This window comes from Neolewinella marina, from assembly GCF_002631205.1.
GTDB lineage: Bacteria > Bacteroidota > Bacteroidia > Chitinophagales > Saprospiraceae > Neolewinella > Neolewinella marina.
Window position 1 is genome coordinate 166,940 of sequence record NZ_PDLO01000005.1, and the last position, 14,587, is coordinate 181,526.

The window sequence follows — 14,587 nt, forward strand, 5'->3', positions numbered from 1 at the left end:
GGGCGGGTTACCTTAGGGACCCCATCAATAATTGGTTAGTCGCCCCATCATGAAGCTACAGTACAAGACCACCGACAGCGATCCCCTTAGTTCTATCTCCGTGCGTCGCATCCAGCAGCCCTACATCGGACAAAACTGGCATTTCCACGAAGAATACGAACTGATCTATTTCCTGGAAGGGCAGGGGATGCGCATCGTTGGCGACCACATGTCCAATTTCAAGGCTGGGGAACTGGTATTGGTAGGGCAATGGCTACCACACCTGTGGCGGAATGATGACCTGAATACCGGGGGCCTGAGTGCGGACTTCATCGTCGTGAAGTTTAAATCCCAATTGAAGGGTATTGACCTGTTTGCCCTGCCGGAGCTCTCGACCATGAAAATGTTGCTACACCGCTCCGCGAACGGCATGCTGTTCTCCACCAGCTGCCTGCCCGCCATCCACCCCCTGATGCTGCAGCTGGCCGGGGCCGGCTCCGTGGACCGCATAGTCCACTTCCTCCGCATCATGGACGTCCTCAGCCGGCAGACGGACTATGAGTTTCTCGCCAGTCACGATTTTACCCTGCCCACGGAGGTCACCAAGGAAAGCCGCCTGCAATCGGTAATCAATTACATTTTTGAGCGGTATACCCAGGAAATTACCCTGGACGACATATCGGACGTAGCCTGCCTTACGCCCCCGGCCTTCTGCCGCTTCTTCAAGAACCGGACCAACAAGACCTTCTTTCATTTCCTGAATGAATTCCGGATCAACAAGGCTTGTCAACTCCTCATTGGCAACGAGCGGCAGATCAAGGAAATCTGCTTTGACGTAGGCTTCCAGTCGCTGACCAACTTCAACCGCATCTTCAGGAAGGCCAAGGGTATTACCCCCAGCCAGTACCGCAGCCGCTACCGCAAGATGCACGCGTAGGGACTTCCCTGCCCCTCACCTCCGCTGCGGACATCCAGCCCGGAGAAGGTCCGTATATTTTCCGGATGTTGAAATACCTGCTGCCCCTCTGCGCCCTGCTGCTGCACGCCTGCGGTAGTGCCCCGGCACCCCCCGCCGAAGCCGCCGCCACCCCGGACGCCCCGCCGAATATCGTGCTCATCTTCACCGACGACATGGGCTACGCCGACATCGGCGCCTACGGCGGCGACCACGTCAGCACCCCCCACCTCGACCGGCTGGCCGCCGAGGGCGTCCGCTTCACCGACTTCCGGGTAGCCCAGGCCGTCTGCACCGCCAGCCGGGCCGCCCTGCTCACCGGCTGCTACCCCAACCGCGTAGGGCTGAGGGGCGCGCTGGACCACACCGCGAAGGCCGGACTGGCCCCCGAGGAAACCACCCTGGCCGAAGTGCTGAAGGGCCGCGGCTACCGCACCGCCATGGTGGGCAAGTGGCACCTGGGGCACCGCCCGCCCTACCTGCCCACCGACCAGGGCTTCGACAGCTACCTCGGCATCCCCTACAGCCACGACATGTGGGCCAGCCACCCCGAAGCCTGGGCCAAGCGCTACTTCCCGGAACGGGTGCCCCTGCTGGAGGGTCACCGGCTGGTAGACAGCCTCTCCGACTTCACCACCCTGAACCGGATGTACAATGAGGAAGCCACCCGCCAGATCGCGGCTCACGATCCGGCCAGCGGCCCCCTCTTCCTCTACCTGGCCCACTCCCTGCCCCACGTGCCGCTGGCCGAAGACCCCGACTACCTGACGCCCACCGGCCAGGGGCTGTACGCCGACGTAATCGCCGAGATCGACGCCGGCGTGGGGGAAATCCGCCAGGCCCTGGCCGACCGGGGCATGGCCGACAACACCCTCCTCATCTTCTCCAGCGACAACGGGCCCTGGCTCAGCTACGGCGACCACGCCGGTCGCACCCCCTTCCGAGAGGGTAAGGCCAGCAGCTTCGAAGGCGGGGTGCGCGTACCCCTCATCACCCACTGGCCCGGCCACACCCCCACCGGCACCGTGAGCCAGGCCAACCTGATGACCACCGACCTGCTGCCCAGTCTGGCCCGCCTGGTGGGCGCCCCCCTGCCCGACCGCCCCCTGGACGGCCACGAGCGCCTCAGCGACTTCCTGGGGCACACCGAACGGCCCTCCCCCACCCCCTACGCCATCTACTGGCTCGACGACCTGGAGGCGGTGGTGAGCGCCAACGGCCGCTACAAGCTTCACTTCCCCCACACCTACCCCACCGTCGGGGAGCAGCCCCCCGCCACCGGCGGGCAACCGGTCAAGTACCGCCGCGACTCCATCGGGCTGTCGCTCTTCGACCTGCGCCAGGACCCCGGGGAGACCACCGACGTGGCCGCCGCCCACCCCGCCGTGGTGGAACGGCTGACCGCCTTCGCCGACCAGCTCAAGGCCGAGTTGGCGGGCTCCGCCCCCTGATTCCCCCGGCACCCGCGCGCCGCCGCCCCCGGGCCACGTTTTCTTTGTCCGCCGTGTCCTACCTTTAAAGCAGAAGCCTCCGATGCTGAGCATGAAGGAAAAGGAAATGATCGAGGGGTCCCTGCGGGGCGAAGAGCGCTGCCAGCGGGCCCTGTTCGAGCGGTACGCTCCCCTGCTGATGGGCGTCTGCCAACGCTACTGCCGTACCCAGGCCGAGGCGGAGGACGTGCTGCAGGACACCTTCGTGCGCCTCTTCGCCAAGCTGAACCACTACGGTTTCCAGGGGTCGTTCGCCGGCTGGGCCCGCCGCCTCTGCGTGAACGTGGCCCTGAAGACCTACCAGCGCAAACGCTTCAGCCTGGAGCAGACGGGGCTCGACGACGTACCCGAACACGGCGGCGCCCCCACGGCCTACACCGACCTGGGGGAGCAGGAGCTGCTCGACCTCATTCGCCAGCTGCCCGACGGCTACCGCATCGTCTTCAACCTCTACGCCATCGAGGGCTACAGCCACAAGGAGATCGGCCAGCAACTCGGCATCCAGGAGGCCAGCTCCCGCAGCCAGCTGCTCAAGGCCCGCAAGCTGCTCCAGCAACAGATCGAACGCCGCCAACGCATCGCCATATGAACCCGCTCGACGACCTTTTCCGGGAGGGCCTCGGCGACCGCAAGGCCGAAGTACCCGCCGACCTCTGGCAAAAGATCGCCGCCCGCAAGGAAGCCATTCCCGCCGGGGAGGCCCTGGACCACCTCTTCGCCGACCGCCTCGCCCGCCGCCAGGCCCCCGTGCCCGCGGGAATGTGGGACCGCATCGCCGCCGCCCGCCGCCGCACCCCCTGGCCGGCCTACGCACTGGCTACTTTCCTGTTGGTACTGGCAGCCTTGACGCTGTTCCTCTGGGCGCGCCCGCAGGTGCCGCAGCCGGAACCAACAGCCCTCCGCAACGCAAACTCCGCCGCCTTCCCCCTGACCGCGCCGGCCGCCAACGCCGCGACCACCAACGCCAAGGCCGGGGTGGTATCAAGCTCCGAAATGCCGCCGCCGCCGGATCGGCCGTACCCTGCCGTTTCTCCAGCCCACACTGCCCCTACTCCGACCCGCACGGCTGCCCCCGTAGTGGCCAGTACGACATTGGATGTGCCGCCGCCCGCCCTGGCAACTGCAGTTTCCGCCCTGCCCGTGACCCTGTCTCTGGTGGTCGTGGCGCCGCTGCCCCTGCCGGAGTTGTCGGCACACCCAACCACCCCGGGCTTCCGGGCGCTGGGCAGCAACCGCCTCCGGGGAGAAGTACTGCTCGGAGCCGCTTACGCCCACCAGCGGTTCACCCTGCGGGAGGGGGAAAGCCGGGCCGTGCGCGACGCCCGCGAGGTAAGCGAATTCCCCGAACTCAGCTACCAGCTGACCGCCCGCCTGCAGTACCGCCTGGGCCAGCGGTGGTCGCTGCATTCGGGACTGACCTACGCCGAGATCCGCAACCAGCTGGAATACGACGCCCTCCGCAATGGCGTGATGACCCTGGTGCGCCGCAACAACCACCTGCGGCTGCTGGAGGTGCCCGTACTGGCCGGCTACGACCTGAGCCGCGGCCGCCTGCGGCTGAGCCTGAACGCCGGGCCGGTAGCCAACCTGTTCACCGCCGTGGGCGGACAGTACCTCGACCCCAACCAGGGCGAACCCCGCGACCTGGCCAGCAGCGGCCACTACCGCGGCAACGTAGGCCTGGGCTGGACGGCCTCCCTGACGACCACCTACACCCTGGGCGCCAGCCACGCTACCCAGCTGCTGCTGGAACCCTTCTTCAAGTCCTACCCCCGCTCCTTCACCCACCCCGGTGCGCCCCTTGGCGAACACTACTGGATGGCGGGGCTCCAGCTGGGACTGCGGCGGGCCTTCTAGGGCGGAAGCGGAGTGAGACCTTCGTACTTTCCACTTTGTCCTTTTGACTTCGTACTTCCTATTGACAAGGCCCTACTGGCTTCCCCATCATCTCTTCGTACATTTAGCGCTATAACCCTTGCTTATGCCCGTAGCCGCGCCCTCCCGTTCCTTCCCGCCGTCCGATAAGTCCGACTGGCTGGACCGCGTCGCCAAGGAACTGAAGAACGACCTGAGCCAACTCGACGCCGAAGTGAACGAGCGGATCAAGCTCTCTCCGCTCTACACCGCCGAAGAAGTGACCGCCCGTCCGCCGCTGGACCGCCCCGCCGGCTGGGCCATCGGGGCCTACCTCAACTCCGGCACGAACGAGGAGATCCACGCCTCCGCCCTCACCGCCCTCGAGCAGGGGGCCGAGGCCCTGCTGTACCGCCTCTTCCACCAGCCGGACGCCGCCGAGGTGGCCCAATTGCTCGAAGGCGTCCGCCTGGACATGGTCTCACTCCACTGCGCCCTGCGCTACCCGGGGCAGGACCCCGCCGAGCTCTTCCGCGACCTGGTGAAGTACCTGCGCCGCGAGGGATACGACCTCAGCCAGATTGAGGGCTCCGTCGACTTCGACCCCCTGCTCGACTGGAGCGAGCCGCCCTTCCCCCCGCTGATCCGCCTGCTCGACTTCGTAAGCCAGTGGATGCCCCGCTTCAAGGTGCTGCAGGTGAACGCCGCCGGCTTCAACAACGGACCGGCCTCGGCCGACAGCGAGCTGGCCCTGGCCATCGCCAAGGGCGCCGAATACCTCCAGCAGGTGCGCGACCGCGGCTACTCCGCCGAAATCGTGAACGACCACCTCCAGTTCGCCTTCACGGTGGGCACCTCCTACTACGTCGACATCGCCAAGCTGCGCGCCCTGCGCATCCTGTGGGCCAACGTGCTCAAGGGATTCGGGATCGAAGACGCCCCCCCGGCATTCATCGCCGCCCACACCGACGTGGCCACCCTGAGCGACGACCGCGACCACAACCTCCTGAAGCTCACCACCCAGGCCCTCAGCGCCGTGACCGGTGGCGCCGACCAGCTCTTCCTGGCCCCCGCCGAAGGCGCCGCCGCCGAACGGCAGACCAGCGAGTTCAGTCACCGCATGGCCCTCAACATCCAGCACCTCCTCCGCCTGGAAGCCGGCCTGGAGCAGTACGCCGACCCCGCCGCCGGCAGCTACTACCTCGAAAAACTCACCGAGGAACTCGTGAACGCCGCCTGGGAACGCTTCCTGGTGATCGAGCAGCAGGGCGGGTTTGCTGAGGCTACTGAGGTTTGACAAGGGGATAGGGGGTCAGGGAGTCAAGGGGTTAAGGCCGCCCGGCTTTCTACACCCATCGGCTATACGGCGCTTGTCCCCTTCTCGGCTTTGGGCTTCGTGTGATAGCGAGCCAACCACCGCTTAATCACCGGACGTTTGCAGGTGGTGGCTCCTACGGGGTTGAGGGCTTCCAAGCCCGATTCGTTAGTCAACCACCGAGGCACAGAGCGTCACGGAGGAGACGGTCTGCCAGCTCTGTGTAACTCCCTGTATCTGATTACGTGTCCCTACCTGCCCCCCGCATCACGGTAATACACGCCGGGCCATAGGCCCGACGGCCCGGCTAAGGCAGCTTGCCGACTAAAGTCGGCGCTACAAAGCGACCCCCACACGAAGCAATCTCCGTGCGGGGGTCTTTCCAATTTAACTGGGGTCCAGGCCTTAGCCTGCTGAATGCCGGTCCATTGGCGGTAACCGCGGCTAGTCGGCGGTCACCGAGCCGATGGGGGTAAGGGTGATTTCCCGGGCGGCGATGTCGATGCCGGCCTGGGTGGCATTGTCGTGGGTGTGAGTACCGAAGTCAGTGGGGTTGACTCCGGTAGCGCCTCCGGGCAGGTCGTAGCGTTCGCCGACCATGGCGGCGCCGTAGCCGAGGTCGGTCATGGAACCGGCGGTGATGCGGCTGAGGGGGTTTTCGCCCAGGTTCAGGAAGCCGGTCATCAGTTCATTCCGCAGTACCGATTCCCGCCAGTGGCCCAGTCGGGTGCCACGGCCTCCGATATTTTCCACGGGTAACTCGTAAGTGCCGCCTTCCGCGTTCCAGAACACGTTGGCTTTACGACCGGCGAAGTAGGGGTTGGTACCTTCCTGGCGTACCAGGTCGCGTTCGCGGTAATCCCATAGCGTACCAACGCCCAGTACGTGGCCCATTTCGTGGACGATCACCTCCTCGAAGAGGTCGAGCTCTTCCAGGAAAGCGAGGTCGTCTACATCGAAGAACATCACGCCCGAAAGGGGCAGTCCATCGGCGGTCCGTACGAAGCGGGGGCCGGCCTGGCCGAGGATACCCCCGGGTCCGTCAATGGGGGCCAGGGCTACCTCGATCACGATATCGTCCAGGGTCCCTTCCGCGGCGGGGGGGAAACCATTAAAGGCCGAGGGAATGGTGGCGGTAATGGAGGGCACGTCCTTGATGATGATGCGCTCCCAGCGGGCGGCGGCGGCTTCGAAGACGGCAACCTGCTCGTCGGTGGTGGGGACAATGAACTTCAGGTCGATGTTGAACCTGCCCCGGTCATTGCCGGCGGCCCGGGTAGCCCTTCCATCCTTGGCCTTGGCGCCATCCTCTTCGACGGCGCTTCCCTTGATGGTCACCCAATCAGCGGGGGTGGGAGCCAGCTGAATGATCTGTTGCGGAAGGGCCTCCGACTGGGGGGCGATGCTTTCCTGGACATCTTCCGTACAAGCCGTGAACAGCAGGGGAAGGGCTAAGGCCGGCAGGGCCCGCAGCACGCGGCGCGCGGCGGAAGAAGGTGATTTTTTAATCGTCATAGTGTATTCGCTTGGGGTAGTTAGGTAACTATTGTTACGGGTGAAAATTCACAGCGATCCGGGCAGCAGGCCCGTGAAATCGCTGTTGAACCAATATTTAGGATGGCAACATACCCTACCCAGAGATAAAACCCTAATATGTTGGAAATCCATGCCCGCAAGGGGGGGGTGGCCGACATTTTTAAAGGTCGAGGCCGTGCCAGCCGAGCCGCAAAATCTACCGACACCTGCGGGGTGGCGGGTCTCCAGGCCCGATCAATATTTAACCAGGAAGACACAGAGCGTCACGAAGGAGACGGTCTACCAGCTCCGTGATCCTCCGTGCCTCCGTGGTTTTCGAAAGCGGTGCACGTTAAGGCCGAGCAAGATAAAGGGCCACAGGCCCGACCACCCTCCAAGACCTCGCGGTGTGCCCAGCACAACGGCGCACCCGCGAGCGTCCGTATTCACCTCACGCCGGGCCACAGGCCCGACGGCCCGGCAGGACCTCGATGTGTGCCCAGCGCAGCGGCGCACCCGCGAGCGTCCGTATTCATCTCACGCCGAACCACAGGCCCGACGGCCCGAAAGGACCCCGCGGTGTGCCCAGCGCAGCGGCGCACCCGCGAGGGTCCGCATTCAACTTCGGGTCGAGAAAAGAAAGATCTAATCCGCTACCTTAGGCCCAAATCCAGGCAATCCCTTACTCTCCTATGCCCGTTACCCATGAATCCTGGGGCCAGTGCCCCGCCGGCCCCGTGACCCGCTACCTGCTCACCAACGCCGCGGGCAATACCGTGGCCGTCCTCAACTACGGGGGCATCGTACAGTCCATCGTCGTGGACGGGGCCGAGATGGTGCTGGGCTGCGACGATCTCCAGGGCTACCTCGACCCCAACCCCAGCTACGGGGCCATCGTGGGGCGTTACGCCAACCGCATCGCGGATGCCCGCTTCACCCTCGACGGCCGGACCTACGAGCTGGTGGCCAACGAGAACGGCAACCAGCTGCACGGCGGCCCCGAAGGCTTCAACCGCCAGCTGTGGGAGGCCGAGCCATTGGCCACGGACACCACCGCCAGCGTGAAACTGCGGCGCCGCAGTCCCGACGGCGAGATGGGCTACCCCGGCAACCTGGACGTGACGGTCACTTACACCTGGACCGACGACAACGTCCTGCGCATCGACTATGCGGCTACCACCGACCGCGACACGGTGCTCAACCTCACCAACCATACCTACTTCAACATCGGCCAGACGGACACCGTCCTGGACCAGCAGCTGCAGCTCCACGCCGACCGCTTCACCCCGGTGGACGGGCGGCAGATTCCCACGGGAGAACTCCCTGCGGTGGAGGGTACCCCCTTCGACTTCCGGGCGGGCAAGCCCGTCGGCCGGGACATCCGCGCCGACCACCCCCAACTGCGGGCCGCCAACGGATTCGACCACAACTTCGTGATCAGCGGCTACGACGGCAGCCTGCGGGAGTGCGCCGTGGTGACCGACCCCGCCACCGGTCGCCGGTTGCGCTGCCTGACCACCGAGCCGGGCGTACAGCTCTTCACCACCAACTTCCCCACCGGCAAGTACCAGATGCGCGGCGGGGCCCCTACCCCCACCTACGGCGGCCTCTGCCTGGAGACCCAGCACTTCCCCGACGCCCCCAACCAGGAGAACTTTGTCACTCCGCTGCTGAAAGTAGGCAACACCTTCAACTCCACGACCGAATATCGCTTTGAATAGATAGTGCCAACCCCACGCCGCTATGACCCGAGAACTCAAGCACGTGATCGTCTACGGTGCCTTCGGCCTGCTGCTGGGGACGAAGATCGTCGAGGTGTTGCTGACACGCTCCGACACCGGCATCATCGATTGGTGGCTGCTGCTCATCGGGTTGGGCGCGGCGCTGGTGCACTACCTACCCACCCGCGACAATACCCCCGAGGAGGATGACCCGCCCCATCAATCAACCACCCCCGAGGACGAAGACCACGACACCCTGGTGCTCCGTGATCATCCCGACCCTGAACGAGGCGGCCAACCTCAGCGCCACCCTGCACCGGCTCCGCGCGGTGCCCGCGACCCCTACCTTTGAGGTCATCGTCTCCGATGGCGGCAGCACCGATGGCACGCCGGAGCTGGCGCGCCGCCTCGGCGCCCGGGTAATCTCCGGCACCCGCGGCCGCGCCCGACAGATGAACGCGGGAGCCGCGGCCGCCCGGGGTGAATACCTCTACTTCCTGCACGCCGATACCCTGCCGCCGGCGGACTGGCAGGAGCTCCTGAATCGGGACGACTTCGGTTTACCCAGCAGTTTCCGGCTGCGGTTCGCCGGCCAGGAGCAAATGCCCTGGCTGCGGCTCTACAGTTACTTCACCCGCTTTGACGTGGACGCCTTCCGCTTTGGCGACCAATCGCTGTGGGTATCGCGCCATGATTTTCAGGCCGTCGGCGGCTTCCCGGACGACTGGCAGTTGCTGGAGGACAACCACATGGTAAGGCGGCTGCGCCGCTACCGGGGTGGCTTCCGCATCCTGGCCGCCAGCGTAGTGACCTCGCCGCGCAAGTACCAACGCTACGGATTCGTGTATACCCAGCTGGTATACACCCTGCTCTATACCCTGTACCGCCTGGGTGCGGGGCAAGCGCGACTGGCGGGGCTGTACCGTCGATTACTCGATTAGTTCCAGCAGCCCGCGCAGCGGCACCGCGGCCTGGTGGCGGCGGTAGTTCAGGTCGTAGCGCAGTTCCTGCAGCGCCTTCTCGATGCGGAAGGTATCGAGCAGCACCTCGAGGTCGCGATCGTCGGCCGGTAGCAGGCGGGTGCCCTGGGTGGCCTTGCGGTAGGAGGTGAGGTATTCGGCGCAGAGGTAGCGGCTGGCGGTCTGCAGCCAGTCGGCCAGCTGGTTGCGGGTTTCGCTGCGGATGCCGGGGGCGTCCTCTTCGTAGACCAGTCCGGCGGCGTAGCTGATGCTGCGCATCATGTTGGCCAGGTCCTTGGCGGGGCTGCGGCGCAGGCGGCGCTGGCTGTAGCTGCGGTCGGGGTCGCCGTCGAAGTTCTGGATCATGAACTTGTCGTCGCAGATGATGAGCTGCTCCAGGGTGAAATCGCCGTGGATGCGGATCTTGTCCGACTCGATCTTGTGGTCGTAGATCCGCTTCAGCCGCTTGTGGACTTCCTTTTCCCGGTCGATGAGTTCCTGGGCCAGTTCGGCGGCCTCCCCTTCCAGTTCACCGTTCACGTTCTTCATCAGGTCGATGGTGGCGCGCACGTCGCCCTTCAGTCCGGCGTAGACGCTGCGCTGGTAGTGGAGGGAGAGGGCCTCGCGGCGGAAGCCGGGCTCGTCGACGTCGGCCAGCACGGTGTGGTAGGCGGCGGTGGCCCGCCCCAGTTCCGCCAGTTTGATGACGAAGCTCGGCCCCAGGATGTCCTGGATGGTGCTGGGCATGTCCTTGTAGCGGATGGTGTCGGTCACGTTCACCTCCTCGGGGTGGGCGTCCTCGGCGTCCTTGTTCAGCTGGAGGCGGTTGATGATCTTTTCGGAGAAGCGGCGCAGGTTATTCAGCACGTACTCCCAGGCGTTGCCCTCGCTCTCGCGGCGCTCCTCGAAGATGGCCAGGGTGGCGTTGAGCCGTTGGGTGGGGGTGAAGTGGAGGGTACCTAGCACGTTCGGGGCGGAGGCGTAGCCGCGGCGGTTCAGCATCTGCTTCACCTCCAGGTCAGGCACGTCGTTGCCGTCGACGCGGCGGTAGTACTTGATGTTGTAGTCGCGGCTCTGGAGCAGCATGTACTCGGTACCGGAGTGGACCATATTGGCGTCCTGCCGGCTGGCCGAGGCCATGCTTTCCTGGGCCAGGAAGCGGAAGTCCTTCATCTCGCCGTACTCCTTGAGTCCGCTGATGAGGCCGCGGCGGTAGTCCTCGTCGTAGAGGGCATCGATCAGCACCACGTCGCGGTCGCCGTTGTCGATGATGGCCAGGACTTCTTCCTGGGTCTTGTAGTCGATGTCCTCCCGGTACTTGTGGAAGGCCAGCGGCAACTGCAACAGTTCGGGCAGGCCTTCCAGGAAGGTGACCTCAAGCAGCATCCAGCCGAAGTGGCGTTCGGAGGTGGCTTGCAGGCGATAATCGTAGATCTTCACCTGGTCGAGCTGGGCGGCGCGGGCGCCCATCCAGGACACGGCGCGCAGGTAGTTGGGCAGCACGCTGTGCTCCAGGGCGCGCAGGTTGCTCTTGTTGAAGAAGTTCTTCAGCTCATCCACGCGCAGGGTGGCCCGGCTCAGTTCGCGGTTGTCGACCAGGGGGCCGGCGGAGGTTTCGATCTCGAGCCAGTAGTAGCCGTGGCCGGCCAGGGTGACCTGGTAGAGGTCGCGGCCGATCTCGTTGAAGTAGGTGCGGCCGAAGGCCTCGCGGACCTTGCTGCCCTCGTACTCGCTCAGGTCGAGCTTGACGGCCTGGGGGTGGCGGCTCAGGTTGACGACCACCACCACCCGCTCGCCCTCAAACTCGCGGATGAAGGCCAGGATGCGGCCGTTGTCGGGCTTCAGCCACTCGATGGTGCCGCGGCCGAAGACCTTGAACGACTTGCGCTTCGAGAGCAGTTTCTTGGTCCAGTTCAGCAGGCTGTTGGGGTTCTGTTGCTGGCGGCGCACGTTCACCCAGCGGTAGCTGTACTCGGTGTCGCGGATGACGGGCAGGTAGAGGCTGTGGGGGTTGGCCTCGGAGAAGCCGGCGTTCTCGTTGTTGTTCCACTGCATGGGGGTGCGCACCCCGTCGCGGTCGCCGAGGTAGTAGTTGTCGCCCATGCCGATCTCGTCGCCGTAGTAGAGCACGGGGGTGCCCGGCAGGCTCATCAGCAGCACGTTGAGCAGCTCGATCTTCTTGCGGTCGTTGTCCATCAGCGGGGCCAGGCGGCGGCGGATGCCCAGGTTGATGCGGGCGGTGCGGTCGCTGGCGTAGACGTTGTACATGAAGTCGCGCTCCTCGTCGGTGACCATCTCCAGAGTGAGCTCGTCGTGGTTGCGCAGGAAGGTGGCCCACTGGCAGTTCTCGGGGATGGCCGGCGTCTGGTCGAAGATGTCGGTGATCGGGTGGCGGTCCTCCATCTTGATGCTCATGTACATGCGGGGCATGAGCGGGAAGTGGTAGTTCATGTGGCACTCGTCGCCGTCGCCGAAGTAGCTGGCGCTCTCCTCGGGCCACATATTGGCCTCGGCCAGGAAAAGTACGTTGTCGTAGTTGTCGTCGACGTGCTTGCGCAACTTTTTGAGGAATTCGTGGGTCTCGGGGAGGTTCTCGCCGTTGGTGCCCTCCCGCTCGAAGAGGTAGGGGATGGCGTCGAGGCGGAAGCCGTCGATGCCCATGCTCATCCAGAAGTCCAGCACCTTGAAGATCTCCCGCTGTACGTCGGGGCTGTCGTAGTTCAGGTCGGGCTGGTGGTGGAAGAAGCGGTGCCAGTAGTACTGCTTGGCCACGGGGTCCCAGGTCCAGTTGCTCGTCTCCGTATCGGTGAAGATGATGCGTACGTCGGGGTACTTCTCATCCGTGTCGCTCCACACGTAGTAGTCGCGCTCGGGGCTGCCCTTCGGGGCGCGGCGGGCCCGCTGGAACCACTCGTGCTGGTCGGAGGTGTGGTTGATGACCAGCTCGGTGATCACCTGCAGGTTGCGGGCGTGGGCGGCGTCGAGGAAGCGCTTGAAGTCCTCCATCCGGCCGTAAGGCGGGCTCACGTTGTAGTAGTCGGAGATGTCGTAGCCGTCGTCGCGCAGGGGGCTGGGGTAAAAGGGCAGCGTCCAGATGGCCGTCACCCCGAGTTCCTCCAGGTAGTCCAGCTTCTGCTCCAGGCCGGCGAAGTCGCCGATGCCGTCGCCGTTGGCGTCAAAGAAGCCTTTGATGTTGAGTTCGTAAATGATGGCATCCTTGTACCAAAGGGGTTCGCGGCGGTAGTTGGTGGTCATAGAAGGAGGATAACGATTTCAGGGTGCGGCTTAGAGAACGGAAGGTAGGCCAATTTGTGCATTGCTAGGCGGGTCCGCGGGTGCCCCGGCACACCGAAAGCCGCCGACCGTGGCCCCGGCCTGGGTCGCTGCACTGGTGCCTGCCGGTTCCTTGGCCGACCAGCATTTCCTACGCCGGTTTTCCTCTACTACCCGACCGGTCTTGGGGTCGGAACAGCACGGCCTGGTTTGGGGTCCGCGATTTTGCGCTTGGTGGTTGAGAGTGTTGTTGCATGCTTCCGCCCTTCATCGGGAGGAGCGGGTTGTCAACGGATGCGGCTTGTCCATGCTTTCCTTAGGCGGGACGGGTAGATGGTATTTATTAGGGAGAACATAAGAACATAGCCTCAAATAGATCATCCCTCATCCCTTGTGTTTTTGTCAATATTAATCCATTTTTTCCATTCAACTTCCTCCCCTTGATCCTCCACGCTTCATTATTGAAAAATAACGTTTCTTCACTATTAATTTTTATAGCAAGCGCTAGTACGTTTGTATTTGCATTCTCAAGTATGTATTGATAATGCTCACCAAGATAATGTATCGCCAATGACTTTAAACCTTCAATTTGATAGGCTCCATATCCAGTATCGTTAACATTGAATCCTTTTTTTTATTTACTGTAACCGTTGCATGGGGTAGCGGCTCACCTCGCGCATCAGTTAGTTTTATGCTAAAACTATGCTTGGAACCGTCAGTTCTTTCGACAGAGTAGACGATGCCAGAACGCAAAGAGTCGTTACTTGTCAATATTATCTCCTTTGAACCTTGTAAGCGCCAACTCCCACTGCTTTCAGCATCTGATAGCTCGACGCTCAGATCATATCTGAAGCCTCCATTTTCCTTGAGAAAAAGAGTTTGATTATTCAATGATGTAGTATCAGAATAGTAGTACCCTGCAACACTACCTGTGGATTTGCACCCTACTACAACTTCTAGGATTAACCAAAAAGTCATTTCCTTAGTCATAAGCTATTTATAGCTTAGTTTCCAGTCACGATAATATTCAGGTGTAGGCTTTTCATTCTTGAATGCCTGTGACGTCCTTGCCCTTAGCTGCATTTCTATCGTGGCGCTATTGGTGGTTGGGGTGATCACTCCATCCTGGTTAAGGTCCGAAAAGGTAACCCGAAAATGCCGAGTCGATCGCGGAGGCCACCGGCGGACCATAATCGCAGGTCCGCACGGGAAGTTCATTCAGGGTAACCGAAAAGCAGTGAGGTACCCTGGCGCAACTCCAAGGTCGGCCGGCATCCGGTTCGCAGCCGGATCCAGCCGCGCGGCAGTCTGTAGATGTACGTTCGTGCCTATTCACCCATCCAGTGATCGTTTCGGACAACACACTGGCCCCGACAGTCTTTGCATTGGTAGCATTGGATGCCGTGGTAGGTGTGGCCGTAGCGGATTGTCTTTCCACTTGTGTAGCCTGGGCAGGTGAGCATCCTATTTACGTTTAGTCACCCTCAAACTGGCAACCCCACTCAGGCCGCCGCTTTTTCAATTCT

Annotated in this window: 11 protein-coding genes; 8 read left to right on the forward strand and 3 right to left on the reverse strand. The window is 63.3% G+C overall.

The features are described 5' to 3' along the window. Positions 1–49: 49 nt before the first annotated feature. The 5 genes from CGL56_RS12885 (at position 50) to CGL56_RS12905 (ending at position 5,575) form a co-directional block, all read left to right on the forward strand. Positions 50–916, forward strand: coding sequence for an AraC family transcriptional regulator (locus CGL56_RS12885; protein WP_099106977.1), 867 nt, complete (start codon positions 50–52; stop codon positions 914–916). A gap of 65 nt (positions 917–981) precedes the next feature. After that, positions 982–2,385 (forward strand): sulfatase family protein, encoded by a 1,404-nt coding sequence (locus CGL56_RS12890; RefSeq protein WP_099106978.1) that lies wholly within the window; start codon positions 982–984, stop codon positions 2,383–2,385. Positions 2,386–2,476: 91 nt separating this feature from the next. Further along, a complete protein-coding gene (locus CGL56_RS12895) occupies positions 2,477–3,013 on the forward strand; it encodes an RNA polymerase sigma factor (RefSeq protein WP_099107042.1) in 537 nt (178 codons plus the stop codon). Next, complete coding sequence (locus tag CGL56_RS12900) at positions 3,010–4,281, forward strand: porin family protein (RefSeq protein WP_099106979.1); 1,272 nt, start codon at positions 3,010–3,012, stop codon at positions 4,279–4,281. Before CGL56_RS12895 ends, CGL56_RS12900 begins: the two co-directional genes overlap by 4 nt. Positions 4,282–4,405: 124 nt before the next feature. Continuing rightward, positions 4,406–5,575, forward strand: coding sequence for a methylmalonyl-CoA mutase family protein (locus tag CGL56_RS12905; protein ID WP_099106980.1), 1,170 nt, complete (start codon positions 4,406–4,408; stop codon positions 5,573–5,575). Between the two features lie 462 nt (positions 5,576–6,037). Here the strand turns inward: CGL56_RS12905 and CGL56_RS12910 are convergent, their stop codons facing one another. Beyond that, positions 6,038–7,108, reverse strand: a complete 1,071-nt coding sequence (locus tag CGL56_RS12910; protein WP_143470726.1) for a leishmanolysin-related zinc metalloendopeptidase — start codon at positions 7,106–7,108, stop codon at positions 6,038–6,040. A 692-nt stretch (positions 7,109–7,800) separates the two neighbouring features. Here CGL56_RS12910 and CGL56_RS12915 point away from each other — a divergent pair. Genes CGL56_RS12915 through CGL56_RS12920 form a run of 3 tightly spaced genes read left to right on the forward strand, consistent with a single transcriptional unit; the run spans position 7,801 to position 9,770 of the window. Next, complete coding sequence (locus tag CGL56_RS12915; RefSeq protein WP_099106982.1) at positions 7,801–8,829, forward strand: aldose epimerase family protein; 1,029 nt, start codon at positions 7,801–7,803, stop codon at positions 8,827–8,829. Between the two features lie 22 nt (positions 8,830–8,851). Continuing rightward, positions 8,852–9,181, forward strand: a complete 330-nt coding sequence (locus CGL56_RS18360; protein ID WP_209280319.1) for a hypothetical protein — start codon at positions 8,852–8,854, stop codon at positions 9,179–9,181. Next, positions 9,096–9,770, forward strand: coding sequence for a TIGR04283 family arsenosugar biosynthesis glycosyltransferase (locus CGL56_RS12920; protein WP_209280318.1), 675 nt, complete (start codon positions 9,096–9,098; stop codon positions 9,768–9,770). The genes CGL56_RS18360 and CGL56_RS12920 overlap by 86 nt, the downstream gene beginning before the upstream one ends. Here CGL56_RS12920 and treS read toward each other — a convergent pair. Beyond that, on the reverse strand, positions 9,759–13,043 hold the full coding sequence (gene treS / locus CGL56_RS12925) for a maltose alpha-D-glucosyltransferase (protein ID WP_099106984.1): 3,285 nt from the start codon (positions 13,041–13,043) through the stop codon (positions 9,759–9,761). The two genes, CGL56_RS12920 and treS, sit on opposite strands and share 12 nt — an antisense overlap. A 594-nt stretch (positions 13,044–13,637) precedes the next feature. After that, positions 13,638–14,051, reverse strand: a complete 414-nt coding sequence (locus tag CGL56_RS18110; RefSeq protein ID WP_143470727.1) for a hypothetical protein — start codon at positions 14,049–14,051, stop codon at positions 13,638–13,640. Positions 14,052–14,587: the final 536 nt, after the last annotated feature.